The following is a 23,712-nucleotide window of genomic DNA, read 5'->3' as shown; positions in this document are numbered from 1 at the left end:
CAGCCGAAAGCTTCGAGAATGATGAAAGCCGTTCGTGGCCTGACCCTGTCCATTTCCATGCTGGCGCTCGCCGCCTGCGCGACCACGGCTCCGCCGGTTGCTCCCGCCGCTCCCGCTGTCGAAGCTCCGCCGGTACCGGCCGAGCCGCAGGCCAGCGCTCACGACCGCTTGTTCCAGCTGTTCAAGGACAGCGACGAAGCCTCGCTCAAGCGCAATCCCCTGAATGCCTTGTTCCGTGGCGACCTGCGTTACGCGGACCATCTCGGCGACAACATCACCGACGAATATTTCGCCGCCGAGCGCGCCGCCGCCGAGAATGATCTGAATGTCTTGCACGCGATCCCGCGCGACCAGCTCAATGCGACCGACCAGCTCGCCTATGATGTCTTCGACTACAGCACCAAGGACACTTTGCGCGGGCTCCAGCCCGACCTGTTGGCGCTGACCGCCGTGCGCCCGATGAATCACTTCTTCGGCTTCCACACCTTCTACCCGACGTTCGCGAGCGGGAAGGGTGCCGCGCCATTCAAGACGCTCGAGGATTATGAGAACAACCTCAAGCGTCACAAGGAGTTCGTGACCTACCTCGACCGCGCGATCGGGCGTTTCAAGCAGGGCGAGGCGAGCGGCGTGGTCGAGACCAAGCTGACCGTCCGCAACATGATCGAGCAGCTCGACAATCAGCTCAAGATGAAGCCGGAAGACTCGCCTTATTACGGGCCGGTCAAGCAGTTCCCGGACACCATCGGCTCCGCCGACCGCGAGCGGCTGACCCGCGAATATCGCGCGGCGATCACCGATGAACTCTATCCCGCCCTCACTCGGGTTCGCGACTTCTTCAAGAACGAATATCTAGGGAACGCCCGCGAAGGCGTTGGCCTGATGTACATGAAGGGTGGCGATCAGCTTTACCGGTATCAAGTGCAGTCGACGACGACGCTGCCGCTGACGCCCGAGGAAATCCACAACATCGGCCTTCAGGAGGTCGAGCGCATCACCACCGAGCAGGAGAAGGTGCGGCAGGAGGTCGGTTTCAAAGGCAACCTCCACCAGTTCTTCAATTATCTGCGGACCGATCCGAAGTTCAAGATGAAGAGCCGGGAAGCGCTCACCCAAGGCTATTATGACATCGGCAAGAAGGTCGAAGCCAAGCTTCCGGAATATTTCTCGACGATGCCCAAGGCTAAGCTGGAGATTCGGCCGTACGAACCGTTCCGGGAGAAATTCGAAGCTGGCGGCAGCTACGAGCCGGGTACGCCGGACGGAAATAGGCCGGGCACCTTTTACTTCAATGCATATGACCTGCCCGCGCGAACGACTCCGGGCATGACGACCCTGTTCCTCCACGAAGGCGAGCCGGGTCACCATTTCCAGATCAGCCTCGCGCAGGAGAACGACGCCCTTCCGCCATTCATGCGCTTCGGCGGCAATACGGCCTTTGCCGAAGGCTGGGCCCTCTATGCCGAAACGCTCGGCTACGACATGGGCTTCTACAAGGATCCGTACCAGCGGATGGGGACATTGTCCGACGAGATGCTGCGCGCGATGCGGCTGGTGGTCGACACGGGAATCCACACCAAGGGTTGGACGCGCGACCAGTCCATCAAATATATGATGGACCATAGCGACATCTCCAGGACCGACGCGACCGCCGAGGTTGAGCGCTACATCGCGATCCCCAGCCAGGCGACCGCCTATAAGATCGGCGCGCTCACCATCCAGCGTCTGCGCCGGAAGGCGGAAGCCGAGCTCGGTCCGAAGTTCGACATTCGCGAATTCCACGCGCAGGTGCTGATGACCGGCGCGCTGCCGCTCGCGATCCTCGAACAGAAGATCGACCGCTGGATCGCGGCGAAAAAAGCGAGCTAGCAAGCTCCTCGTCGCGCGGCCTTCTGCTATGCGTGGAGGGCCGACGTAATAATCAATCCCGGAACGCTGCTCGGTGATTCCCCCGACTGACTTCGGCCGCGAGAACGTTTCGAAGTTGACGGCGCTTGTGGCCGAAAGGTCATGCGGACGATCTTCGGATTACAGCGGTAGGGGTTGGTGCCGGTGTTTCGCAAGCGGGAGCTTCAGCCGCTGCAGCGACAGGCCTTGCGGGCGTCCCATGGTCTCGCGGTCCGGATCGCGATCGCATTTACGTTGCTGGCCGTGGCGTTCGCTATCTTGTGGTTCGATCGGGACGGCTTGCGCGACAACACCGACGACCACGTAAGCTTCGCGGATGTCATCTACTTCACCATGATCACGGTTACGACGGTCGGCTACGGCGACATTGCACCCGTCACGGAGCGGGCCAGGCTAATCGACGCATTCCTGATCACGCCGATCCGCATATTCCTGTGGCTCATATTTCTCGGCACGGCGGCCGAGTTTCTCGTCAAACGCAGCTGGGAGAAGTGGCGCATGCAAAGGATCCAGCGAACCTTACACGATCACATTGTCTTGGCCGGCTTCGGCCGTAGCGGACAGAACGCATTGGCTGAGTTGATCGCTGGAGGAACCGATTTGTCTCATGTTGTCGTGATCGACGCGGACGAGGAAGCGATCGAAGTCGCCAAGAAAGCAGGGGTAGCAACCATCCGAGGCGACGCCACTCGCGACGAGGTGCAAGAGGCTGTCCATATCGAGCACGCCAAGACGGTCATCATCAGTTGCGGTAGCGACGATACCTCCATCCTCACGGTCCTGACGTCGCGTCAACTTGCGCCAGGGCTACGGATCGCGGTTGCAATACGAAATGCCGACAATGAGATCCTCGCCCAGCAGGCGGGTGCCGATGTGGTGGTCAATCCAACCAGCTTCGCAGGCCTGCTGCTCGCGGCCGCCAGCCATGGCGAGCATCTCGCGGAATATTTGAGAGACCTGATCACCGCGCGAGGTCATGTCCGGCTTCGCGAACGCGAAGCGACGGCAGACGAGGTCGGCCAGTCCCTGAGGGACATATCCGAGGGCCGAGCAGTGCGTATTCATCGGGGCGCCGAAGTCCTTAGCCCCTGGGGCGCGGGTCCGGCGCCGAAAGTCCAGGCCGGCGATTCAATCCTCGAGGTCGTCCCCAGCCAACCCCAGGGCAGGCGCTGAGCCGCTTTTGTCTGCTTAGCTCGTCGCTGCGTCGGACAATCGGACGAACGGGGCGAACTTCAGCTCGCGCTTCACGAAGTTGCTTTCGTAGCGCCGCACCGTCGCATCAGAAGCGAACAGGCCTTCGGCCAGCGCGACGAACTCGTCCATGTTCGCGCAGTCGACCAGCACGAGCAGGTCGTACGTTCCGCTAATCTCGTAGGCGAACTGGACCTCCTCGGTCTCGTGGAGCCGCCGCAGCAGTTCCTGCTTCCCGCGCTGGTCCGCATGCTCGGACAATTGAACCAGCACGCATGCGCGTAGCCGGCTGCTCGTCAGCTTTGGCGAAAGGATCGCGATGGTCCTCGCGATCCATCCCCCTTCCCGTAGGCGCCGGAGTCGGCGCGCGATTGCGGATGGGGACAGCGGAATCTCGGCGGCGATGGAATCGGCCGTCCTCGAATCGTCGCGCTGGGCCAGATCCAGCAGCGCTGCGTCAAATTGGTCGAGCATGACGTGCTTGTGCCAAATTTTATCGCTGAGAGCACAAACTTTGCGCTCCGTAATTTTCCACGATCCGTACGCTGGGCTGGAAGGGATTTTTTAAAAATGCGTACCTCAATCATGCTCACGTCTCTGGCGATGTGCATGGCGGTGCCTTGTTCGGCTCAGCCTGCGCCCGCCCCCGCGACTCCATACACCGCTGCAGCATCCGCTCCATTCGTGCAAAGTGAAGCCGATGCGGTTGTGGCGAAGCTCGCCGACGCGCTTGAAAGCGACTTCGTGTTGCCGGACGTCGGCAGGAAATATGCCGCGATGCTGCGGGCGAAGCGCGCCGCGGGCGCCTATAATCAATTCGATAGCGCGGAGGGTTTTGCCGCAGCGGTCACGTCGGACCTTCGCGCCATTCATTACGACGCTCATTTGAAGCTGCTCCCGCCAAAGACCGGCGGGAGTGGCGCACGGCGCGAGGCGATCGCGCCCAGCAACGACAGCACAATCATTGCATCGGGATGGCTGGCGCCGGGGGTCGCCTACATCTCTTTCAGCGCGTTTTACGGCAACGAAGCGACGATCTCAGGGCTGCGGTCGTTCGTGGCCGAGGTGAAAGGCGCGCGCACGCTCATCATCGATGCGCGGCAGCACAAGGGCGGCGGCATGGACGAAATGAATGTGCTTTTCCCCGAACTGTTCGCGAAGAAGACTGCCTTGGTCGACATGGACGCCCGCATGAGCGTCGAGCAGCGCCTAGGGGATGCGGATTCGGAACCGACGCTGGAGCTTATTTCGGGACCTGAGGGCGTTACGCGGCGGCGGCACTTCGTGACTCCGGCGGCGGAGCCGGCACTGGCTGGAGCGAAGGTGTATTTGCTCACTTCGCATTTTTCGGCTTCCGCTGCCGAGCATATGGCGCTGGCATTGAAGCGCACGCATCGCGCGGCATTAATCGGCGAGACGACGCGCGGGGCGGGGAACTTCGGATATCCGCTCTCGCTTGGCGCCGGCTACTCGGCCTTCATCCCGTTCGGCCGAACGTTCGACCCCGACACGGACCAGGGTTGGGAAGGGATCGGCGTGAAGCCCGACGTCGTGACGTCGGCGGACGACGCGCTCGATGAAGCGCTGAAGCGCTCGGGAGTGAAATCGACCTCCGCTATCGCTCTCGCTAACCTGCGCTAAGCACTGCCAAATTCTGGCATTCGTCGCCTGGAATTTGCGCGAAACGGGACGGTCGGCTGAGGTATAAAGCAGCATCGAGGAGTCCCGCAGATGCTGGTCCATATGCGCAACCTGCTCGTTCTGAGCGCACTATTAGCGGTGGCTCCGCTTTCCGCAGAGCAACGCAGCGCGGTCATCGCCAATGCGGAAGACGCCGGTTGTCCGTATCATCACGCCCGCGCGTCGGTGATGGTCGTGGAGACTTCGCCGGAAGTCTCTCGGGCGGCGGTTCCGATTTTCGATGTCGGACGGCGCGCGCCTGGCCTGCTGCCTTAGGCTTCGACTGCTTCGAGGGCTTCCGCAATGAGGCGGCGGCTATTTTCGATCCCGTAGAGCGCGATGAAGCTTCCCATGCGCGGCCCTTGTGAAGAGCCGAGCAAAGTTTCGTAGAGCGCCTGGAACCAGCCGCGCAAGGACTCGAACGGATGGCGCTTGCCGACTTCGAACACCTGGGTCTGGATTTCCTCCGCGGAGGATTCAGCGGGCAGCTTCGCGAGCTCATTGTCGAGATCGCGCAAAGCCTGCGCCTCCATCTCCGTCGGCGGTCGGCGCTTGAGTGTCGGCGCGACGAAGTCCCGCGCATAATTGACGGCAAGCCCAATCAGCTCATCAAGCTCGGGGTCCGTTTGGGGCGAGCTGTCCGGTGAGTAGCGCTGGACGAAGCGCCATGCCGTTTCTTTGTCATGAATGCCGGGAAGGCTGACGAGGTTGAGCAGCAGACCGTAGGTGAGCGGGAGGGTCTCGGTCGGGACCTTGCCGCCGTGGATGTGGTGCGCCGGATTGCCGAGCCTCTGCTCGACCGGCTGTCCGGGATAGTTGCCGCGGAACTGCCAATATTCGTCGACCGCGCGCGGAATCACGCCAAGATGCAGGCTCTTGGCGCGCTTGGGCTCGCGGTAGATGTAGAAGGCCAAGCTGGGTTCGCTGCCGTATCGAAGCCACTCCTCCAGGCTGAGGCCGTTTCCCTTCGACTTGGAGATCTTCTCGCCTTTTTCGTCGAGGAACATCTCATAATTGAAGCCCTCGGGAGCGCGGCCGCCCAGAATGCGGGCGATCTTTCCCGATTGCGTAACGCTGTCGATCAGGTCCTTGCCAGCCATTTCATAGTCGACGCCCAGCGCTACCCAGCGCGCGGCCCAGTCGACCTTCCATTGGAGCTTTGCCTGACCCCCGAACGCCGATTGCTCGACGCGGCCCTCCTCGTCTTCGAAAGCGATCGTTCCGGCATCGGCATCCACGACCTCTACCGGAACTTGCAGCACGCGGCCGCTGCTCGGTGAGATGGGCAGGACAGGCGAATAGGTCTTGCGCCGATCCTCTCCCAGCGTTGGAAGCATCACGTCCATGATCGCATCCCAGCTGCGAAGGACCTGGCGAAGGACGTCGTCGAACCGGCCGCTTGTGTAGCAATCCGTCGCCGACACGAATTCGTAGTCGAATCCGAACCGGTCGAGGAACGAACGCAGCATCGCATTATTGTGATGCGCGAAACTTTCGTGCGTTCCGAACGGGTCCGGGATTTGCGTCAACGGCTTGCCCAGGTTCTCGGTCAGCAATGCCTGGTTCGGGACGTTGTCGGGGACCTTGCGGAGCCCATCCATATCGTCGCTGAATGCGATCAGCCGGGTCGGAGCGCCGCCGGTCAGCTCCTCATAGGCCTGGCGCACGAAGGTCGTTCGCGCGACCTCGTTCCACGTCCCGATGTGCGGCAGTCCCGAAGGGCCGTAGCCCGTCTCGAAGATCACCGGCTCGCCTTTCGGCTTTCCGTCCGGCCAGCGCTTAAGCAGCTTGCGCGCCTCCTCGTACGGCCAGGCCTTGGAAGCGAGCGCCGCAGAGCGGATGTCGGGGACCTCAGTCATCGAGAGCGCGTCTAGCGAAAGGCGTCCGGCCCTGCCACCCGCAGGTGGCCTCGATCATTCCACCACGCCAAGCTGCTGCCAGCGCGGCAGGGTATCGGTCAGGAATGCGGGCGGAAGGGATTGGGAAATGCCACCCGCAGACTCCATCCAGTTACGGAGCAGCGCAAGATCGCTCGCATTGGCCTGGATCGCCGAGCCGAGGCGCGCCGCCGCGAGATACTCATATGGTGCGTTCTCCGTCGCCGCCCGGGCGATCACCGCATTTAGGCGCTGGGCGATCTTGATGTCGCCCGGCTCGGCCGCTTCCGGGGCCAGGACATTGGCGTGCAGCAAGAGAAGCAGGATGTGCCGCGGCTGCCACGGAGTCGCGTTGGGCAGCCGAAACAGCTCGGCGAGCGACTTGGCACCGTTCCTCAGCGCGTCGATAGTGGGCGTGAAGATGGCTGGATCGAAGCTCACCTGTCCGAACGACGTGGCGAAGCTCAGCGTCGAAGCTCGATCAACCGAGGCAGCAAGGTAGACGGGCAGCGTATCTTTCGACGCCGAATTTCGAGTCCCCCGCGCCGTCGCGCCGCGGCAGTAGATGTCGCGGCGAAAGGCCTGATTGATGATGAGATCCTGGAGGTCTTGACGAAGTTCTGCGCTCTCCTGCTCGGTGACCGCCTGGTGAAGTGCAGGGGGTAGGAATTCGGTGGTCAGATTGTCGGCCATCGTGGCCGAGCCGACGTAATCGAGCTCGGCACGACGGAACCGGCCTGCGACCTCCGAATGCCAAAACGGCCGCCAACTTTCGGTCAGATATTCGTGAGCGAGATAGTTTTTGTCGCGACCTTTCAGCGCCTCGACGCGCGCCTTCAGTGCGGGCAGCACCTGGAAGACCGGGGCACCTGCGGCAGAGAGCCGGTCCAGCAGCGAAATTGACGCCTCGACGGCTGCGGCACCCTGCTTGTCGCTCGATTTCCTGATCAGCTGGCTGAGGTGCTGCAGCGGTATCGTGCTGAGGCAGCCCGGATGCGCGTTGTAGCTGACGTAGACGAGCCCGCCCGACGCGGTCCCATGCGAAAGGCACGTCGTCACGGCGTCGCGCAGCGAAGGCGAAACCCAGCTCAGGATGCCGTGGAGAACAACATATTCGAAGGTGCCCAGGTCCGCTGGCCAATCGGCGGCCAGGTCAAGGAAATCCGCTTGGATGAAACGCACATTCGACAATCCCGCAGCTTCGGCCAGGCCTTGGCCATGGGCGATGTGCTCCGGCTGGAAATCTATCCCGACGAATTCAGCCTTCGGGTTTGCGGCGGCGAGGAGACACAAGCCGAACCCTTGGCCGCAGCCAAGGTCGAGGTAGCGAAAGGAGCCCTGTCGCCGCGGTGGATCGAACCCGCCGATCCAAGCGCAAAGGTCGAGCCAGTCCGGCCCCATCTCACGATAGAAGCCGTAGCTATATTCGGTCGACACGTCGTAGCCATGGGACCAATCACTCAATTTGGAGTTTCTCCGCGTGGACGATCGTCAGCCTCTAGGGGCACTCGTGGCATGCGACAAACCGTCCCCATCGGCTATCTGCAAATCCTGTCGCCAGGATCAGAGGAAGGAAGGACTCCAATGAGCTTCGAAGCAAATTGCCACTGCGGGGCAGTCAGCGTGACCGTCGATGCGGAAATCCCCGGCAAGGCGGTGATGTGCAACTGCTCGCACTGCTCCATCAAAAGCTTGGTCCTGGGTGCGGTCCCTGGCAGCGCGGTATCCGTCAATCGCGGCGAGGACCAACTGGAAACTTACCAATTCAACCGGCACGTGATCGATCACCGCTTCTGCAAGAATTGCGGCGTGCAACCCTTCGCTCAAGGGAAAGGCCCAGACGGCAGTTCGATGGCGATGATCAACCTGCGCTGCGTTCCGGAGGCCGACTTGGAAACGATCGAAATCGTGCATTACGACGGAGCGAGCCTCTAGGACGTTGCTCTTCTGTTCTCATCAAGGCAGGGTCAGCGAATGCCGCGCGTACCGCCTCTGCCCACGCTTCACGCCACGCATGCTGGAGTCTGGCTGACCGACGGCACGGGACAGGCGCGCGAAGCCACGCGGGGCGAAGCGGTGGCCCAGGCCGCGGAAACGCCGCATATCGTCCTGAATGCGCCGCTTGTGGGGCAGCGCCTCGGCTATCCAGAGCTCAGCGGGCTGGACCTCCTTGAGCTGTTCGCTTTCGTCCATCCCGCGCGCTTCGCGGTTCCGACGGTCGCCGGTCTTTGCGACTCCGTCGGCATCGAGCCGCCATCAGGTGACGCGGCCGCCGCGGCAGTACTGGGACAGATCGCCGAAGCCCTGCTTGCGACACTAAGCGATTCCGCCTGGACTCAACGCGAAGGGGCATGGACGTCGAACGCGACCCTTCACCGCTTGGGATGGGGCTGGGCTCCGCTTGTCGGTGCTCGGATCGAACGCCCAGAGCGGGGCGAGCGCATGCTCTTCTCGCGCCTGAGGCAATGGGAAGAGGCGGCCGAGCGGCCTCCGCCGCGGCCGCTGATCGTGCAACCCGACGCCGCGACGCGAAAGCTCGACCGGCTGACCGGGCGCGCGGAGCCGCGCGAGGGTCAGCGTGCCATGGCTGCGGCCGTCGCCAACGTCTTCGCCCCCAAGCGCGACCGGCACGCGCCCAATCTGCTCCTTGCCGAAGCGGGCACCGGAATCGGCAAGACGCTCGCCTATCTCGCGCCGGCGTCGTTGTGGGCCGATGAGGCTGGCGGAACAGTCTGGGTTTCGACTTTCACGAAGGCGCTCCAGCGGCAACTCGACGGCGAGGGGCCGAAGCTGTTCGCCAATCCTGAAGAGCGCGCGCGCAGGATCGTCGTCCGCAAGGGCCGCGAAAACTACCTTTGCCTGCTGAACCTGGAAGACGCCCTGCAGGGTTCGTTCTCGGGCAGGCCTGCGATCCTCGCGCAACTGGTTGGACGCTGGGCCGCATATACGCGCGATGGCGATATGGTCGGCGGCGATCTCCCCGGCTGGTTGCCGACCCTGTTCCGCCGCGCGGGCTCGACAGCCCTGACCGACCGACGCGGCGAATGCGTCTATGCGGGCTGCCCGCACTATCGTCGCTGCTTCATCGAGCGCGCCGAGCGCGCCAGTCGGGAAGCCGACATCGTCATCGCCAATCATGCCCTGGTGATGGTCAATGCCGCCCGGGCGCGGGAAGACGCCCCCGGGCGCATCCTCTTCGACGAGGGGCATCATCTGTTCGATGCGGCCGACTCGACTTTCTCGGTAGTGTTCGGCGGCCAGGAAGCGATCGAGATGCGGCGCTGGATCGTCGGGCCGGAGGGGAGGTCGCGTGGGCGTCGGCGTGGCCTTGCGGCACGGCTTATGGACGTGGCGTCTTATGACGAGGAGGGTGCGCGAGCCCTCGATGCGGCTGTCGAGGCGGCCCGTGCGCTGCCGTCCGAAGGCTGGTTGCAACGCCTGATCGAAGGCGCGCCGTTCGGGTCCATTGAAGCCTTCCTGCTGGAAGTGCGGGGTACGGTTTACGCGCGGGCCAAGGCCCAGGAAGCCGGATATGGCCTCGAAACGGAGCTGGCCTCGGCTGATGGGCCGTTGGTCTCGCGAGCGGCCGATGCCATGAAAACGCTCGAGGCGCTTCAGAAGCCTCTTGCCGCGCTGTCACGGCGGCTCGAAGCAGTCGTTGAAGATGCGCCCGACTGGCTCGATAGCCAGGCCCGGGCGCGAGTCGAGGGCGCCCTTCGCGGCCTGGCCTGGCGACGTGAGACGCTCAACGCATGGATTGCCCTGGTGGCGCGCGTTGGAGGGGAGGCAGATCCTGAATTCGTCGACTGGCTCGCCGTGGACCGCGCGGACGGGCGCGAATTCGACGTCGCCGTGCATCGCCGCTGGCTCGACCCGACGAAACCCCTGGCGGCGGCGGTGATCGCGCCCGCCGATGGGGTGCTGGTGACTTCGGCGACGCTGCGAGGCGGCGAAGGGTGGACGGCAGCCGAAGCACGGACCGGCGCTCTGCACATCGGTGGCGTTGCCCAGCATTTCGAAGCGGAGAGCCCGTTCGACTATGCGAGCTGCGCGGAAGTGCTCATCGTCACTGACGTCCGGCAGGGCGACATCGCTTCGCTTGCTGGCGCCTATGCAAGGCTGATCGAGGCGGCAAAGGGCGGTACGCTCGGGCTCTTCACGGCGGTCCAGCGGCTGAAGGCTGTGCATGCCCGGATCGCCGATCGGCTGGCGCGCGCCGGCTTGCCGCTCCTGGCGCAGCACGTCGATCCGATGGACGCGGGGACGCTCGTCGACATCTTCCGCGCTGACCCCCACGCGTCGCTGCTAGGGACCGACGCATTGCGCGATGGCGTGGACGTGCCCGGTGAATCGCTGCGCCTGGCGGTGATGGAGCGCGTGCCATGGCCGCGCCCGACCGTGCTGCATGCCGCCCGGCGCATGGCGGGCGGAGGCAGCGCCTATGACGATCGCGTGGTCCGCGCTCGTCTGGCGCAGGCGTTCGGCCGGCTGATCCGCCGCGAGGGCGACTGCGGGACATTCGTGATTCTTTCGGCAGCCATGCCGTCACGGCTGCTTTCTGCATTTCCGTCCGGCGTTGCCATTCATCGCGTGCCGCTGGACGTCGCGATCGCGCGCGTGGAATCGCGGCAGGCGTTCAATCCTCAACGTCAGGCAGAGGCCGTGGAATGACCTTCCTCACGATTCTCCGACATGCCAAGTCGAGCTGGGACCACCCGGGGCTATCCGATTTCGATCGACCTTTGAATGATCGTGGCCGAAAGGCCGCGCCGCTGGTCGGCCGGGAGATGCGCCGCCGGAAAATGGAATTCGACATCGTCTTCGCGAGTCCTGCAGTTCGCGTGCGGCAGACCATCGACGGTGTTGTCGAGGGCCTCGGGAAGGAGCTCGAAGTCCAGTTCGACCCGGAGCTTTACGCGGCCGACGTCGAGACACTGTTGACGAAAGTCCGCGCGCTTCCAGGGGATGCGCACGCGCCGCTAATGGTCGGCCACAATCCGGGGCTTCACGAGATCATCCTCTACCTCGCTCGCGACGATGAGGAAGGCTTGCGGGCCAAGATCGAGGACAATCTGCCCACCGCTGCTGCGGTGACGATCGAGCTGCCGGCGGTGCGCTGGGATGAGGTCGAGCCCGCCTCGGGCTTGATCAGAACGCTGATACTGCCGCGGGATCTCGACTAGAGGTCCAGCGCCTCAGCCAGGCGATTGCGAAGCGCCAGCAGGCGCGAGACGTCTAGGCTGCTTTGTCGGAATTCTCCGTGGACCGGTCGCACAGGCTGCTGTTGCGTCGGGGCCGCCGCAATTTCGGGAGCGGGTTCGCCATCTCCGCCGGCTTCACGAAGCACCTTCTGCACACCTTTCACCGTATATCCCTCTTCATTGAGGAGCCGGTGGATACGGCGCGCGAGCGCGACGTCCGCGGGACGATAGTAACGACGGTTGCCGGCACGTTGCATCGGCCTGAGCTGCGGGAAGCGGGACTCCCAATAACGCAGGACGTGCTGCGCAACGCCCAGCTCCTGCGACAATTCGCCAATCGTCTTGAGGGCGTCGGGATCCTTTGTCCGCGTCGCCATCGGGTGTCCTACGTCGCGATCCTGTCGCGCATGATCTGGCTGGCCCGGAAGGTCATCACGCGGCGCGGAGCAATCGGAACCTCGACCCCGGTCTTGGGATTGCGGCCGATCCGCTCGCCCTTGTCGCGAAGGATGAAGGTCCCGAAGCCGGAAATCTTCACATTCTGGCCTTCGGAGAGAGCGTGGCACATGTGGTGAAGCACGCGCTCGACAAGGCCCGCCGACTCGGCGCGCGACAGACCGAGCTTGTTATGCACGACATCCGCGAGATCGGCGCGCGTCAGCGTACCGTTCACATCGGAATCCTTGTTAAGCCGCGCGATGCCTAGATCGGCCATTTCCATCTCCCGCCTTTTGCCGGCGCCCCCGCCAAAATCAATACGCCTTCGTAACGGAAATCCATGCCGTCGGCAATTCGACATTCCACGGATTTTCTATCTTTTTCAATACCTGAGCGCTGCCGCGCCCCATGTAAAGCCACCGCCCATCGCTTCAAGCACAACCAGATCGCCGCGCTTGATGCGGCCGTCCTTGATCGCCGCGTCAAAAGCGAGCGGCACGGAAGCGGCTGAAGTGTTTGCGTGCTTGTCTACGGTGACCACCACCTTTTCAGGCGGAAGGCCCAACTTCCTGGCCGTCGCATCCAGGATTCGCATGTTGGCTTGATGCGGGACGACCCAGTCGACGTCGGCCGACGTCAGGCCGGCACCTTGGAGCACCTCGTTCAGCACGTCCGCCAGATTCACCACCGCATGGCGGAATACCTCACGGCCCTTCATCCGGAGCTTGCCGACCGTTCCGGTCGTTGAAGGACCGCCATCGACGAAGAGCAGGTCGTTATGACGACCGTCGGCATGGAGCTTCGTGGCAAGGATGCCGCCATCCGTCTCCTCGGCGCTCAGTACGAGCGCGCCCGCGCCATCGCCGAACAGCACGCATGTTGCGCGGTCTTCCCAGTCGAGAATGCGGCTGAACGTCTCCGCTCCAATCACCAGCGCCCTTTGGGCGTTGCCTGATCGCAGCATCGAATCCGCAACTGACAGTGCGTAGAGGAACCCGGTGCAAACCGCGTGCACGTCGAACGCGATGCAGTCGTTGATCCCCAGCGCCGCCTGCACTTTGGTCGCCGACGATGGGAAGGTCTGGTCGGGCGTGGCCGTCGCGAGCACGATCAGGTCGATTTCCGCCGCCGAAACCCCCGCATGTTCGAGCGCCCGCTTCGCGGCCTCGGTGGCGAGGCTCGCAGTCGTCTCGCTGTCGTCCGCAATATAGCGGCTCTTGATCCCCGTCCGCTCGACGATCCACGCATCGGACGTATCCACGCGCTGCGCCAGCTCTTCATTGTCGATTCGCCGCTTGGGCAGCGCCGACCCCACACCTGCGACGACGGAACGGCGGGTCATTGCGCGGCCTCGTTGGCGAAAGCGTGGGCGCGGAAGTTGTCGAGGTCGTCCCCGATCTTCCGGGTGATGTCGTTGCGCACCATGCTGGCGGCGACGCCGACGGCATTCGCTACGCCCTTAGGATTCGCGCCGCCGTGGCTCTTCACGACCAGGCCGTTAAGCCCCAGGAAAACCGCGCCATTGTGATTGTTGGGGTCCAGGTGGACCTTGAGGAGGTTCAGTGCCGGGCGGGACAAGGCGAAACCAGCCTTCGACCGAAGTGAGCTCTTGAATGCGCGGCGGAGCAGATCGGTGACGAACCTGGCTGTGCCCTCGGCCGTCTTGAGGGCAATGTTTCCGGAGAACCCATCGGTGACGACAACATCCATCTCGCCTCTCGATAGCTGATCGCCCTCCGTGAATCCGTCGAACCGCAGCGGCAAATAATCCGCCTCCCGCAACAAAGCCGCGGCTTCCTTCAGCTCGTCGGTGCCCTTGAGCTCTTCGGTCCCGATATTGAGCAGCTTCACGCGAGGCTTGGAGATTCCCAGGACGGTGCGAGCGTAGGCGGATCCCATGACAGCGAACTGGACCAGGTTCTGGGCGTCGCATTCCGTGTTCGCGCCGAGGTCCAGCATCACGCAATCATGCTTGCCGAGCGACGGGAGCAGTGCGGCAAGCGCCGGACGGTCGATCCCCGGCATGGTCCGGAGGGCCAGTTTGGACATGGCCATCAGGGCACCGGTATTTCCGCCCGATACGGCGGCATCCGCCTTGCCTTCCTTCACCGCGTTGATCGCCATGCCCATCGAGGTGGTGCGCGCTCGCCGGATCGCCTGGCTCGGTTTCTCGCTGGATTCGATCTGTTCGGCCGAATGGACCAGCTGGACGCCGGCTTCCAGGTTCCGATGCGCAGCGAGCTCGCGGCGCACCTGCTTCTCATCGCCGTAAATGAGGAATTCGAGGGAGGGATCGTGACGCCGCGCTCGTGAGACGCCCGCGACCATAGCCGCGGCGCCCGTGTCGCCACCCATTGCGTCGATCGCGATACGCGGCCCCCCACTCATACGGGCCGCCGCTCTTAGGCCTCGATCGGGACGATCTCGCGGCCGTTATAATGGCCGCATGCCGAGCACATGTTGTGCGGGAGCTTCAACTCGCCGCAGTTCGGGCATTCCTGGAAGCTCTTGGCCTGCAGCGCGTGATGGCTGCGGCGCATGTTTCGCTTCGACGGCGATGTTTTTCTCTTAGGGACAGCCATTCCGGCACACCTTCAATCAAATAAAAATTGCGACGATCTGCGCCTTCTCTCGACGGGAAAGTCCCGCGGCGGCGCCCGGATCGTCGCGAACCGCGGTCCCTATAGCGTAAAGCGCTGAGATCGCAAGCGCTGCGGGCAAGTCACTTCAGCCCGTCGTCCATCCGCCGTCCACGGCGATGGCCTGGCCCGTCACGAAGCTCGCTTCTGGGCTGCAAAGCCAGACTACGGCAGCGGAGATGTCGTCAGGCGCGCCTATGCGGCCGACCGGCTCCAGCTGGACCAAAGCCTCTTCGCCTCCAGGCACTCCCGGCATCAGCTGGTCCAGCATCGCCGTCTGAATGGGCCCGGGGCATACCGCATTCACCCGCACCTTCTGACGTCCGTACTCCAGTGCAGCCGCCCGCGTGAGGCCGACGACGCCATGCTTCGATGCGACATAGGCGGGGATACCGGGAAAGCCGACCAGCCCGGCCACGGAGGAACAATTGACGATGGCTCCGCCGCTTTCCTGTTTGGCCATCTGGCGGAGTTCCTGGCGCATGCACAGCCACGTCCCGCGCAGGTTCACGGCGATGACACGGTCGAAGTTGCTGGTACTGCAATCGCCCGTCTGGGCGAGTTCGCCCAGGGTTCCCGCATTGTTGAAGGCGGCGTCGAGCCGGCCGAAGCTCGCGACGGTTTCAGCGATGAGTCGCCGCACGCTCGCCTTGTCAGACACGTCGCAGCAGATGAAGCGGGATTGTTGCCCTAACCGTCCGCAATCGGTCGCCGTGGCCCGTCCCTGCTCCTCGGCGACGTCGGCGACGACCGTTGCATATCCGTCGCGAGCGAAAGCCAGCGCAGTTGCTCTTCCGATTCCGGAGCTCGCGCCTGTGATGAGCGCGACCCGTCCTTCCCCCGCCGGCATGCCAGCTCTCCAAAGTGCGGTGCGCACAGTGGAATGCACACGGCTGCCGCGCACTCCGTGAAGTTACGGACGTTTTCAGGCCGCGGCGAGCGCGGCATCACTCACGAGCGGGTTAGTCGCGCGCTCGTGCCCGAAGGTCGACATCGGTCCATGGCCCGGAACGAACGCCGTCTCATCGCCCATCGGCCAAAGCCGCTCCGTAATGGATCGGATGAGCTGCTCGTGATTGCCGTGAGGGAAGTCCCAGCGCCCAATGGAGCCGCGAAACAGCACGTCGCCGACCAGCGCCAGCTTCGATCCCGGATGATGGAAGACGACGTGACCGGGAGTGTGGCCGGGGCAATGGCGGACTTTGAGCGTGAGCTCGCCCACTTTCACCTCATCGCCATCCGCAAGCCAGCGGTCGGGCTCGAATGGCTGACCCGCGATGCCGTATCGGCTTCCATCTTCCGCGAGACGATCGATCCAGAAGATGTCGTCCTTGTGCGGCCCTTCGATCGGTACGCCAAGGTCTTGCGCGAAGATCCCTGCGGCCCCGCAATGATCGATGTGACCGTGCGTCAGCAGGATCTTCTCGACCGCCACTCCGGCCTGTTGGGCCGCGGCCTTCAGCTTGGGCAGGTCGCCGCCCGGATCGACGAAAGCCGCGCGCATGGTCGCGGTGCACCACAGCAAGGTGCAATTCTGCTGCAAAGGAGTGACCGGGATGATCGCCGCGCGAAGGGGCTGTCCGGTCACTGCGCCGGCGCCTCGTCGACTGGAGACATCGCGGCCGGTTCATTCTTCATCGACGCAGCGACGGCTTCGGCCTGGCGAAGCGCGCGGAGGACGTTTCCGCCGGCGAGCTTCCCGAGATTTTCATCCGACCAACCCCGGCGGATCAGCTCGGCGAAAAGGTTCGGATAATCCTGGACGCCTCTCAGATCGCCCGGCGTGTAGGGAATGCCGTCGAAATCGCCGCCGAGCCCGACGTGGTCGTAGCCCGCGACCTTCACGATATGCTCGATGTGATCGGCGATGGCGGGAACTGTCACCGGAGGCCTCGGATGCGCCGCCTCCCAGGCCTTCAGGCCCGCTTCCACTTCGGCCTTGCTGTCGCGATGGAAGACCTTGAGCCGCGCTTCCTCGGCATTCTTCTCCGCGCCCCAGCGCCACACGGCGTCGGAGACGAAGTCGGGCACGAAATTGACCATCACGACGCCGCCGTTCGCGGGCAGCAGCGCGAGCACGTCGTCGGGGACGTTGCGGAGGTGCCCGACCAATCCGCGCGCCGACGAATGGGAAAAGATCACCGGGGCGCGGCTCGCAGCAATCGCGTCTTTCATCGTAGCCGCCGAAACGTGGCTGAGATCGACCAGCATGCCCAACCGATTCATCTCGTGAACGACGGTCACGCCGAAGGCGCTCAGCCCGTCATATTTGGGGTCGTCGGTGGCGCTGTCGGCCCATTCGGTGGTCTGATTGTGGGTCAGCGTCATGTAGCGTGCGCCGAGATTGTAGAATTGGCGAAGCGCGGCCAGCGAGCCGCCGATCTGACGACCGCCCTCAATGCCGATCATCGATGCCACCCGCCCGCTCTTGTGAATGCGGGTCACATCGTCGGCGGTGGCCGCCAGCTCGAGGTCGTTCGGATAGGAATCGATCATGCGCCGCACCACGTCGATCTGCTCGATCGTTTCGCGGATCGCCGCGTCGCCGGTGATCGTCCCGTCGATATAGACGGACCAGAATTGGCCGCCGACGCGCCCCTGGTGAAGCCGTGCCATGTCGGTCATCAGCGGATTGGGTTGACGCTGGTCCGTGCCGGCAGCGAGCCCCGCTATGCTGCGTTTGTAGTTCTCGGAAAGCTGCTCGGCGATGTCGTTATGACCGTCGATGAGCGGCGTTCGCTTGAGGATCCGGTCGATGCGCGCCTGGACCTTCGGATCGATCGGCTCCGCCGTCGCGGCAGCGGAAAAAAGCGACAGGGCAACGCCTGCCAGGATGATTGTGCGTGCTTTCATGAGGGGTTGTTACGAACAGCGCTGGCCTGGCGCAATCGCGGGGCTTGCGGTTGGCAAGCCGCGCCTACAATGATGCGCCCAGATGAGCCCGCACCCCGACCTTGAAGAGATCATGCGCTTCGATCCCGAAGACGGCATCGCCAATCTGGACGAACATCTCGATCGGCTGAAGAGCGCTGCCGAGGCGCAAGGCTTCAAATTCGATCGCCATGCTGCGCGCAATGAGCTCCAGGCCGCGACCTTTGGGAAGCGCCGCCCGGCCACGGCGCGTCTGCTCCTCTCGCCGACAGGGGCGATGGCGATTGAGGTCACGATTTCCTAGGCGGCCAGCGGGAAGCGCAGCAGCCGATCGGTGGTCGGCACCAGCGCCGACGCTCCCGGACCCACATTCTCGATGATCTGCGGGTGATGGGCATCGAGCCCGCCGGTCAGCGATCCGAACGCCGGGAAGATGATCTTGCTGGGGGAGACCACGAAGCAGCGGCGCGACACGTGCCGTCCTTTGACGTTGAGCCTCAGCTTCGGGTGAAAATGGCCCGACATCTCGGGCCGCAGCTCGCCACGGACGGCCTCGTGACGAAGGACGATGCCCGCGACTTCCTCCTCTTCGACCAGCCGTCCGCCGCAATGATCGGCGAAGCCGGGGTCGTGGTTGCCGACGATCCACGTCCAATCGAGTGCCGTCGTCAACTCCGTCAGCAAGCTGCGCGCGTCGCGCGGAAGGCGCTCGCAGCCGAAGCGGTCGTGAAAACTGTCGCCGAGGCAGTAGAGCCGCTTCGCTCCTGTTCGCTCAACCTCCTTCGCAAGAGCCGACAATGTTGCCTGCGAATCGTAAGGCGGCAGAAATTGTCCAAGCCGCGCGAACCAGCTTGCCTTTTCGAGGTGCAGATCGGCGACAAGCAGCGTTTCGCGCTCGGGCCAGAAGAGCGCGCCTTCCGCTGTTGCCAGAAACGTTTCGCTCGCGAACGAAAAGGGAACCATGGCCGACCAATCGACGGTCACGGTTCCAGCGTCAACACATGGTCGCGAAGCGCCCGGGCATCGTGAAGCGCGTTGTGCGGGACCTTGCTGTTTTCCGCCGTGCTGAAGTTGCTCATTGGCCACAATCGAAAGGTCACATGGCGAACCTCGATCATCTTCCCTTCGCCGGTGACCATCAGGCTGCAGAACTGGGATACGTCCTCGGGCCAGTCGGCGACGATCAGGGTCTCTCTGTCGTGGCGCAGATATTGCTCGACCGCATGCGCCGCGTCGGCGCGACTTAGACGCGGGCACGAAAGCTGGTGCGGAACCATGTCGAGGTATGGAACGACATGCCTTTCGACCCACTCGATGGGAGGGCGATCCGTCTGGAGCGTCAGGTACAGCTCCTCGCCTTGATCGGGCACCAGTGCGAGAGACATGAGCTCTCCGCCCCATCCGTTATATTCGGTGTCGAGGAAGTAGCGCATCGGCCTCGTCTGGACTTCGACAATTGGTCCGTCCAGTCTCGGATCGGAGAAGAGGGGGACTACATGACGAGAAGCCGAGCTTTCTTGAATCTTGCCGTGATGCTCGCCGCTGGCGTTGCCGCGGTTCCCGCATGGGCCGCGCCGGGCGATCCCGGGCGCGATAAGGTGGTCGCTGCAATCCACGCGAACCACGACGCGACGGTCGAGCGACTGCGCGACTGGATCAAGCTGCCGACGATCGCGAACATGAACATCAATCATCGCGAGGGCGCCGAATATATGCGCAAGCTGGCGCTCGACGCCGGCTTCCAGCAGGCTCGGGTCGTGGACAGCGGCGGCGTGCCGGGGGTTTTCGCGACGCTGGACGCGGGCGCGAAGCAGACGGTCGCCGTCTACTTCATGTACGACGTCAAGCATTACGAGCCATCGGAGTGGACTTCCCCGCCGCTCGAAGGTCGCATCGTCGACCGTCCCGGGGAAGGCAAGGTCATGATCGGCCGTGGCGCGGTCAATCAGAAGGGACCGGAGACCGCCTTCCTTGCGGCCCTGCACGCCTTCAAGGCGGCAGGCGTGAAGCTTCCCGTCAACCTGGTGCTCGTAGCCGAGGGCGAGGAGGAGATCGGATCTCCGAACTTCCATAATGTCGTTACCCAGCCCGACGTGCGTGCCGCATTGGAAAAGTCGGTGGGCGTGTTCATTCCGTCCCCCAATCAGGCGATCGACGGAAACGTTAGCCTATTGCTCGGCGCCAAGGGCGTGATCGAGGTGCAGCTGGTCTCCAGCGGCGAGAAATGGGGAAGAGGGCCGAACAAGGACATCCATTCGAGCCTCAAGGCGAACGTCGACAGCCCTGTCTGGCACCTGATCAAGGCGCTGAACACTTTGGTGGCCGAAGACGGTCAGACTCCGGCGATCGATGGTTGGTTCGAGAATGTGAAGCCGCTGACCGCGCGTCAGAAGGAGCTGATTGCCGCCGACGTGGCCGCCTCGAACGAAGCCGACGACATGAAGTCGCTGGGAATCAAGCATTGGTACAAGAATGAAGATTATCTGACGGCTTCGTACCGGCTTGCTTCGCAGCCGACGGTGAACATTGAGGGCCTCGTGAGCGGTTACACCGGGCCCGGCGGAAAGACCGTTCTTCCCGGCAAGGCCGAGGCGAAGCTCGACCTTCGGCTGGTCCCGGACATGACCAAGGAAGAGGCAGTGAGCAAGCTCAAGGCTCATCTCGCCAAGCGCGGCTTCGGCGATATCGAGGTCATCGTCAGCGGCGGCTACAGCCCAACGCAGACCAATGAGAATAGCGCACTCATCAAGGCCGAGCAGGCGACGCTCGCAGCTGCGAAGATCCCTATGACGATGTCAGCCCGCTCGGCTGGCAGCTGGCCGGGCGTGGTGTTCACCGGGCCGCCGCTCAACATGGCGGCGGGGCAGTTCGGAGCGGGACGTGGAGGGGGCGCCCATGCGCCCGACGAATGGCTGCTGATCGACAGCACCAATCCCAAGACCGCCGGGTTCGATGACCAGGCGGTCCTTTACGCAGATTTCCTCTACGAGGTCGCGCGCGCGGGCCGCTAGCCTACTGGGACGCCACTGCAATCGTCGGTCGGAAGGGCTTTACCCTTCCGGCACCGTTCCTGAAGCAACCGCAGCTCACGGCCGCGCGCTTCCTCCTGCTTGCGCAGCTCGCGCCCGCGTTTCTCGTCCGCTTCGGACTGGCTGGTCGTCGCCGCGTCAACGCCTGCCGAGACCACCTTCACCGGTAGCGTGACCACGTCGACGGCGGTCTCCGCCACCGTTGCAACCACGCAGCCGGACAGGGATAGTGCAACAGGAATCAGGAAAAGGCCTCGCATTCGAGCAGCTTACAGGCTCATCGCTTCCTGTGCGAGCGCTTCGGCTTGCACCAGCAGCGTTTCGTCGGCTTCGGCGCCCGGAGGAAGGGCCTCGCGGCCGACGATGACCATCAGCGGCACGGCCATTGGCGTGATCCGATCGACCTCGACATGAAGCATCGTCGCCGCCGCACGATCGACCAGGCGGACGAGCCGACCCAGTTCCGTCATGCGTCGGCGAGCGTCGTCCCAAGCGGCTCGCAACAGCAAATGCTGTGGCTCGTAGCGGCGCAGCACGTCGTAAATGAGGTCGGTCGAGAAGCTGACCTGGCGACCTGACTTCTTCTTGCCGGGATGATGCCGCTCCACCAATCCGCCGATCACGGCGACCTCACGAAACGCGGTCTTCAGGAGCATGGAATTCTCGACCCAGTCGACGAACTCCTGCTCCAGGATGTCGGACGAAAAGAGCGCCTTCGGATCGCGGATGGACTCCAGACCGTAACAGGCGAGGCCGTAATCGTTGGCGACGAATCCCAGCGGCTTGAGGCCGGCGCTTTCCATGCGCCGCGTGATCAGCATGCCGAGCGACTGATGCGCGTTCCACCCTTCGAAGCTGTAGGCGACCATGTAGTGGCGGCCTTCGTGCGGGAAGGTCTCGACCAGAAGTTGGTGCGGCTCGGGAAGCACGGAGCGCTCCGACTGGACCTCCAGCCAGTCGCGCACGTCGTCGGGGAAACGGTGCCAGTCGTTGCGGTCGCACAGCATGTGACGCACGCGGTTCGCAAGATGGGTGGACATCGACATGCGTTGACCGCCGTAAGTGACGATCCGCGCGGTTTTGGATGACGCCCGGACAATGATGTCCGTGTCCTTGAACTGCTCGACCTCGAGGCTGAGGCCAGAGAAGTAGAAATGGTCGCCCGGAGCGAGCGTGGACGCATAACCTTCCTCGATCGTGCCGAGCTTGCGGCCGTTGCGAAAACGCACGGTCAGCAACGGCTGCTCGACGATGACCCCGGCATTGAGGCGATGCTGCTGCGCGATTTGCGGACGGGCGATGCGCCACATTCCGCCGGGCTCGGGAACGAGCCGTCGGAAACGATCGTAGGCCTTCAATGCATAGCCGCCGGTCGCAATGAAGCTCAGGATCTCCTCGAACGTCTCGTCCTTCAGCCCGGCATAGGGCGCGGAGGAGCGCACTTCGGCCAATAATTCCTGCTGCTGGAACGGAGCGGCGACCGCCATGGCGAGGATATGCTGCGCAAGCACGTCGAGCGCTCCGGGGCGGAAGACCTCCGGGTCGAGCTCGCCGTCGTCGATCGCATCGAGAGCCGCTCGCGCTTCGAGATATTCGAACCGGTTGCCCGGCACGATCGTGCCCTTGCTAGGCTCGTCGAGCCGGTGGTTGGCGCGCCCGATCCTCTGAAGGAGCCGCGAACTGCCCTTTGGAGCGCCCATTTGGACGACCAGGTCGACGTCGCCCCAGTCGATCCCGAGATCGAGGCTCGCGGTCGCGACCAGGCCGCGCAATTTCCCGGCAGCCATCGCCGCCTCGACCTTCCGTCGAGCTTCGACCGCGAGGCTACCGTGATGGATGCCGATTGGCAGCGCCTTCTCGTTTACCGCCCAGAGGTCCTGGAAGATAAGCTCGGCGAGGCTGCGCGTGTTGCAGAAAACCAGCGTCGTCTTGTGCGCCTCGATCAGGTCCATGACCTCGCGCGCCGCATGCCGCCCGCTGTGGCCGCCCCAGGGGATCTTGTTCTCCGGGATGAGGATTGAAAGGTCGGGCTCCGCACCCGGGTCGCCGATGACCACGTCGACCAAATCCATGTCGGCGCCTGGCGCGAGCCAGGAACGGTAGGCGTCGGGGTCGCTGATCGTGGCCGACAACCCGACGCGGCGCAGGCTCGGGGCCAGCTTTTGCAGGCGCGCCATCGACAGGGAGAGCAGGTCGCCGCGCTTTTCCTTCGCGAAGCCGTGCAGCTCGTCGACGACGATCGCGCGCAGTCCTTCGAACATGGTCGACGCGTCGGGATAACTGAGCAGAAGGCTCAGCGATTCCGGCGTCGTGAGCAGGATCTGCGGCGGCTTGACCCGCTGCCGGGCCTTTCGGTCGGATGGCGTGTCGCCGGTCCGCGTCTCGACACGGATCGGCAGGTCCATTTCCTCAATCGGGCCGATCAGGTTGCGCTGGACGTCGACTGCAAGCGCCTTGAGCGGCGAAACGTAGAGCGTGTGGAGGCCTTCGTTCGGGTCTTCCGCCAGCTCGCAGATGGTTGGGAGGAAACCCGCAAGCGTCTTCCCTGAGCCAGTCGCTGCAACGAGCAATGCGCTCCGTCCCCGCCGCGCAAGCTCCAGCATCTCGAGCTGGTGGCGGCGCGGCTCCCAGCCCTTTCGTTCAAACCATTGCTGGACGACGCCTGGAAGCGTGGGCGCGCTCAGAGTTCGTCGGTTCCCTCGCGGCGGCGCTCCTCCTCCTCGCGATACAGATCGCGCGTGGCCTGCTCGGTCCGGCCCGTCTTTCCGGTCGATCGCTTCCGCATCACCAGCCAGACCAGCACGATGAGCAGTATCGCCGGCCCAAGGATATTCACGATCCCCCACATAGATTCATCCATAAGCGTCTCCTCCCGCGG

General features: G+C 63.8%; 25 protein-coding genes. 9 read left to right on the top strand and 16 right to left on the bottom strand.

All coding sequences use genetic code 11. The features are described 5' to 3' along the window. Positions 1 to 21: 21 nt before the first annotated feature. The gene (locus LZ538_RS03725) at positions 22 to 1,869 is read left to right on the top strand and encodes a DUF885 domain-containing protein (RefSeq protein WP_430741947.1); all 1,848 of its coding nucleotides are present in this window, start codon (positions 22 to 24) and stop codon (positions 1,867 to 1,869) included. A gap of 177 nt (positions 1,870 to 2,046) precedes the next feature. Beyond that, positions 2,047 to 3,081: a potassium channel family protein gene (locus LZ538_RS03720; protein ID WP_249830645.1), complete on the top strand. Its 1,035-nt coding sequence runs from the start codon at positions 2,047 to 2,049 to the stop codon at positions 3,079 to 3,081. A gap of 15 nt (positions 3,082 to 3,096) precedes the next feature. Here LZ538_RS03720 and LZ538_RS03715 read toward each other — a convergent pair whose 3' ends face one another. Beyond that, positions 3,097 to 3,573, bottom strand: coding sequence for an Lrp/AsnC family transcriptional regulator (locus LZ538_RS03715; protein WP_249830644.1), 477 nt, complete (start codon positions 3,571 to 3,573; stop codon positions 3,097 to 3,099). A 96-nt stretch (positions 3,574 to 3,669) separates the two neighbouring features. On the opposite strand from LZ538_RS03715, the gene LZ538_RS03710 reads away from it, so the two are divergent. Together LZ538_RS03710 and LZ538_RS03705 are read left to right on the top strand one after the other, a co-directional pair. After that, the gene (locus LZ538_RS03710; protein ID WP_347402735.1) at positions 3,670 to 4,740 is read left to right on the top strand and encodes a S41 family peptidase; all 1,071 of its coding nucleotides are present in this window, start codon (positions 3,670 to 3,672) and stop codon (positions 4,738 to 4,740) included. A 90-nt stretch (positions 4,741 to 4,830) separates the two neighbouring features. Then, the gene (locus tag LZ538_RS03705; RefSeq protein WP_249830642.1) at positions 4,831 to 5,055 is read left to right on the top strand and encodes a hypothetical protein; all 225 of its coding nucleotides are present in this window, start codon (positions 4,831 to 4,833) and stop codon (positions 5,053 to 5,055) included. Here the strand turns inward: LZ538_RS03705 and LZ538_RS03700 are convergent. Beyond that, positions 5,052 to 6,638 carry a lysine--tRNA ligase gene (locus tag LZ538_RS03700; protein WP_249830641.1) on the bottom strand — a complete coding sequence of 529 codons (1,587 nt, stop codon included), beginning with the start codon at positions 6,636 to 6,638 and terminating at the stop codon, positions 5,052 to 5,054. The genes LZ538_RS03705 and LZ538_RS03700 overlap by 4 nt on opposite strands. 54 nt (positions 6,639 to 6,692) lie before the next feature. Then, a complete protein-coding gene (locus LZ538_RS03695; RefSeq protein ID WP_249830640.1) occupies positions 6,693 to 8,120 on the bottom strand; it encodes a class I SAM-dependent methyltransferase in 1,428 nt (475 codons plus the stop codon). Positions 8,121 to 8,240: 120 nt separating this feature from the next. Here LZ538_RS03695 and LZ538_RS03690 point away from each other — a divergent pair, with 120 nt between their 5' ends. From LZ538_RS03690 to LZ538_RS03680, 3 genes are read left to right on the top strand one after another with little or no spacing between them, the layout of a single operon-like run. Continuing rightward, positions 8,241 to 8,591 (top strand): GFA family protein, encoded by a 351-nt coding sequence (locus LZ538_RS03690; protein WP_249830639.1) that lies wholly within the window; start codon positions 8,241 to 8,243, stop codon positions 8,589 to 8,591. A 39-nt stretch (positions 8,592 to 8,630) separates the two neighbouring features. Continuing rightward, positions 8,631 to 11,327, top strand: a complete 2,697-nt coding sequence (locus tag LZ538_RS03685) for an ATP-dependent DNA helicase (RefSeq protein WP_249830638.1) — start codon at positions 8,631 to 8,633, stop codon at positions 11,325 to 11,327. Further along, on the top strand, positions 11,324 to 11,839 hold the full coding sequence (locus LZ538_RS03680) for a SixA phosphatase family protein (RefSeq protein ID WP_249830637.1): 516 nt from the start codon (positions 11,324 to 11,326) through the stop codon (positions 11,837 to 11,839). The genes LZ538_RS03685 and LZ538_RS03680 overlap by 4 nt, the downstream gene beginning before the upstream one ends. On the opposite strand, the gene LZ538_RS03675 is transcribed toward LZ538_RS03680, so the two are convergent. From LZ538_RS03675 to LZ538_RS03640, 8 genes are all read right to left on the bottom strand, one after another. Then, entirely contained in the window at positions 11,836 to 12,234 is a 399-nt protein-coding gene (locus LZ538_RS03675; protein WP_249830636.1) for a MerR family transcriptional regulator, read from the bottom strand. The two genes, LZ538_RS03680 and LZ538_RS03675, sit on opposite strands and share 4 nt — an antisense overlap. A gap of 8 nt (positions 12,235 to 12,242) precedes the next feature. Then, positions 12,243 to 12,572: an integration host factor subunit alpha gene (locus LZ538_RS03670; RefSeq protein WP_249830635.1), complete on the bottom strand. Its 330-nt coding sequence runs from the start codon at positions 12,570 to 12,572 to the stop codon at positions 12,243 to 12,245. 105 nt (positions 12,573 to 12,677) lie between these two features. Further along, positions 12,678 to 13,637, bottom strand: a complete 960-nt coding sequence (locus tag LZ538_RS03665; RefSeq protein WP_249830634.1) for a beta-ketoacyl-ACP synthase III — start codon at positions 13,635 to 13,637, stop codon at positions 12,678 to 12,680. Beyond that, positions 13,634 to 14,683 carry a phosphate acyltransferase PlsX gene (plsX, locus tag LZ538_RS03660; protein ID WP_249830633.1) on the bottom strand — a complete coding sequence of 350 codons (1,050 nt, stop codon included), beginning with the start codon at positions 14,681 to 14,683 and terminating at the stop codon, positions 13,634 to 13,636. Before plsX ends, LZ538_RS03665 begins: the two co-directional genes overlap by 4 nt. Before the next feature lie 14 nt (positions 14,684 to 14,697). Beyond that, positions 14,698 to 14,877, bottom strand: coding sequence for a 50S ribosomal protein L32 (gene rpmF, locus LZ538_RS03655; protein WP_249830632.1), 180 nt, complete (start codon positions 14,875 to 14,877; stop codon positions 14,698 to 14,700). A gap of 145 nt (positions 14,878 to 15,022) precedes the next feature. Then, the gene (locus tag LZ538_RS03650; protein ID WP_249830631.1) at positions 15,023 to 15,784 is read right to left on the bottom strand and encodes a glucose 1-dehydrogenase; all 762 of its coding nucleotides are present in this window, start codon (positions 15,782 to 15,784) and stop codon (positions 15,023 to 15,025) included. Between the two features lie 75 nt (positions 15,785 to 15,859). Next, positions 15,860 to 16,522: an MBL fold metallo-hydrolase gene (locus tag LZ538_RS03645; RefSeq protein WP_249830630.1), complete on the bottom strand. Its 663-nt coding sequence runs from the start codon at positions 16,520 to 16,522 to the stop codon at positions 15,860 to 15,862. Further along, entirely contained in the window at positions 16,519 to 17,787 is a 1,269-nt protein-coding gene (locus LZ538_RS03640; RefSeq protein WP_249830629.1) for a dipeptidase, read from the bottom strand. Before LZ538_RS03640 ends, LZ538_RS03645 begins: the two co-directional genes overlap by 4 nt. Positions 17,788 to 17,869: 82 nt before the next feature. Here LZ538_RS03640 and LZ538_RS03635 point away from each other — a divergent pair, with 82 nt between their 5' ends. Next, the gene (locus tag LZ538_RS03635) at positions 17,870 to 18,109 is read left to right on the top strand and encodes an aminotransferase class IV (protein ID WP_249830628.1); all 240 of its coding nucleotides are present in this window, start codon (positions 17,870 to 17,872) and stop codon (positions 18,107 to 18,109) included. Here LZ538_RS03635 and pdeM read toward each other — a convergent pair. Next, positions 18,106 to 18,768 (bottom strand): ligase-associated DNA damage response endonuclease PdeM, encoded by a 663-nt coding sequence (gene pdeM, locus LZ538_RS03630; protein ID WP_249830830.1) that lies wholly within the window; start codon positions 18,766 to 18,768, stop codon positions 18,106 to 18,108. The two genes, LZ538_RS03635 and pdeM, sit on opposite strands and share 4 nt — an antisense overlap. Before the next feature lie 17 nt (positions 18,769 to 18,785). Continuing rightward, positions 18,786 to 19,238 carry a hypothetical protein gene (locus tag LZ538_RS03625; protein ID WP_249830627.1) on the bottom strand — a complete coding sequence of 151 codons (453 nt, stop codon included), beginning with the start codon at positions 19,236 to 19,238 and terminating at the stop codon, positions 18,786 to 18,788. A gap of 63 nt (positions 19,239 to 19,301) precedes the next feature. Here LZ538_RS03625 and LZ538_RS03620 point away from each other — a divergent pair, with 63 nt between their 5' ends. Continuing rightward, on the top strand, positions 19,302 to 20,816 hold the full coding sequence (locus LZ538_RS03620) for a M20/M25/M40 family metallo-hydrolase (RefSeq protein WP_249830626.1): 1,515 nt from the start codon (positions 19,302 to 19,304) through the stop codon (positions 20,814 to 20,816). On the opposite strand, the gene LZ538_RS03615 is transcribed toward LZ538_RS03620, so the two are convergent. From LZ538_RS03615 to LZ538_RS03605, 3 genes are read right to left on the bottom strand one after another with little or no spacing between them, the layout of a single operon-like run. Continuing rightward, positions 20,813 to 21,094, bottom strand: a complete 282-nt coding sequence (locus LZ538_RS03615) for a hypothetical protein (protein ID WP_249830625.1) — start codon at positions 21,092 to 21,094, stop codon at positions 20,813 to 20,815. The two genes, LZ538_RS03620 and LZ538_RS03615, sit on opposite strands and share 4 nt — an antisense overlap. A gap of 9 nt (positions 21,095 to 21,103) precedes the next feature. Then, on the bottom strand, positions 21,104 to 23,518 hold the full coding sequence (locus LZ538_RS03610) for a ligase-associated DNA damage response DEXH box helicase (RefSeq protein ID WP_283937614.1): 2,415 nt from the start codon (positions 23,516 to 23,518) through the stop codon (positions 21,104 to 21,106). Then, positions 23,515 to 23,694 carry a hypothetical protein gene (locus LZ538_RS03605; protein ID WP_249830623.1) on the bottom strand — a complete coding sequence of 60 codons (180 nt, stop codon included), beginning with the start codon at positions 23,692 to 23,694 and terminating at the stop codon, positions 23,515 to 23,517. Before LZ538_RS03605 ends, LZ538_RS03610 begins: the two co-directional genes overlap by 4 nt. Positions 23,695 to 23,712: the final 18 nt, after the last annotated feature.

Source organism: Sphingomonas hankyongi (genome assembly GCF_023516575.1).
Classification (GTDB): domain Bacteria; phylum Pseudomonadota; class Alphaproteobacteria; order Sphingomonadales; family Sphingomonadaceae; genus Sphingomicrobium; species Sphingomicrobium hankyongi.
The sequence above is the reverse complement of the archived record's forward strand: the minus strand, read 5'-3'. Positions and strand labels throughout refer to the sequence as shown.

Bases quoted from the DNA above. Each gene is read 5' to 3' on its own strand.
- LZ538_RS03665 (WP_249830634.1), bottom strand. From the start codon at position 13,637: ATGACCCGCCGTTCCGTCGTCGCAGGTGTGGGGTCGGCGCTGCCCAAG.
- LZ538_RS03700 (WP_249830641.1), bottom strand. From the start codon at position 6,638: ATGACTGAGGTCCCCGACATCCGCTCTGCGGCGCTCGCTTCCAAGGCC.
- LZ538_RS03685 (WP_249830638.1), top strand. From the start codon at position 8,631: ATGCCGCGCGTACCGCCTCTGCCCACGCTTCACGCCACGCATGCTGGA.
- LZ538_RS03710 (WP_347402735.1), top strand. From the start codon at position 3,670: ATGCGTACCTCAATCATGCTCACGTCTCTGGCGATGTGCATGGCGGTG.
- LZ538_RS03605 (WP_249830623.1), bottom strand. From the start codon at position 23,694: ATGGATGAATCTATGTGGGGGATCGTGAATATCCTTGGGCCGGCGATA.
- plsX (WP_249830633.1), bottom strand. From the start codon at position 14,683: ATGAGTGGGGGGCCGCGTATCGCGATCGACGCAATGGGTGGCGACACG.
- LZ538_RS03650 (WP_249830631.1), bottom strand. From the start codon at position 15,784: ATGCCGGCGGGGGAAGGACGGGTCGCGCTCATCACAGGCGCGAGCTCC.
- pdeM (WP_249830830.1), bottom strand. From the start codon at position 18,768: ATGGTTCCCTTTTCGTTCGCGAGCGAAACGTTTCTGGCAACAGCGGAA.
- LZ538_RS03680 (WP_249830637.1), top strand. From the start codon at position 11,324: ATGACCTTCCTCACGATTCTCCGACATGCCAAGTCGAGCTGGGACCAC.
- LZ538_RS03675 (WP_249830636.1), bottom strand. From the start codon at position 12,234: ATGGCGACGCGGACAAAGGATCCCGACGCCCTCAAGACGATTGGCGAA.
- LZ538_RS03690 (WP_249830639.1), top strand. From the start codon at position 8,241: ATGAGCTTCGAAGCAAATTGCCACTGCGGGGCAGTCAGCGTGACCGTC.
- LZ538_RS03625 (WP_249830627.1), bottom strand. From the start codon at position 19,238: ATGCGCTACTTCCTCGACACCGAATATAACGGATGGGGCGGAGAGCTC.
- LZ538_RS03670 (WP_249830635.1), bottom strand. From the start codon at position 12,572: ATGGCCGATCTAGGCATCGCGCGGCTTAACAAGGATTCCGATGTGAAC.
- rpmF (WP_249830632.1), bottom strand. From the start codon at position 14,877: ATGGCTGTCCCTAAGAGAAAAACATCGCCGTCGAAGCGAAACATGCGC.
- LZ538_RS03635 (WP_249830628.1), top strand. From the start codon at position 17,870: ATGAGCCCGCACCCCGACCTTGAAGAGATCATGCGCTTCGATCCCGAA.
- LZ538_RS03715 (WP_249830644.1), bottom strand. From the start codon at position 3,573: ATGCTCGACCAATTTGACGCAGCGCTGCTGGATCTGGCCCAGCGCGAC.
- LZ538_RS03615 (WP_249830625.1), bottom strand. From the start codon at position 21,094: ATGCGAGGCCTTTTCCTGATTCCTGTTGCACTATCCCTGTCCGGCTGC.
- LZ538_RS03620 (WP_249830626.1), top strand. From the start codon at position 19,302: ATGACGAGAAGCCGAGCTTTCTTGAATCTTGCCGTGATGCTCGCCGCT.
- LZ538_RS03640 (WP_249830629.1), bottom strand. From the start codon at position 17,787: ATGAAAGCACGCACAATCATCCTGGCAGGCGTTGCCCTGTCGCTTTTT.
- LZ538_RS03725 (WP_430741947.1), top strand. From the start codon at position 22: ATGAAAGCCGTTCGTGGCCTGACCCTGTCCATTTCCATGCTGGCGCTC.
- LZ538_RS03705 (WP_249830642.1), top strand. From the start codon at position 4,831: ATGCTGGTCCATATGCGCAACCTGCTCGTTCTGAGCGCACTATTAGCG.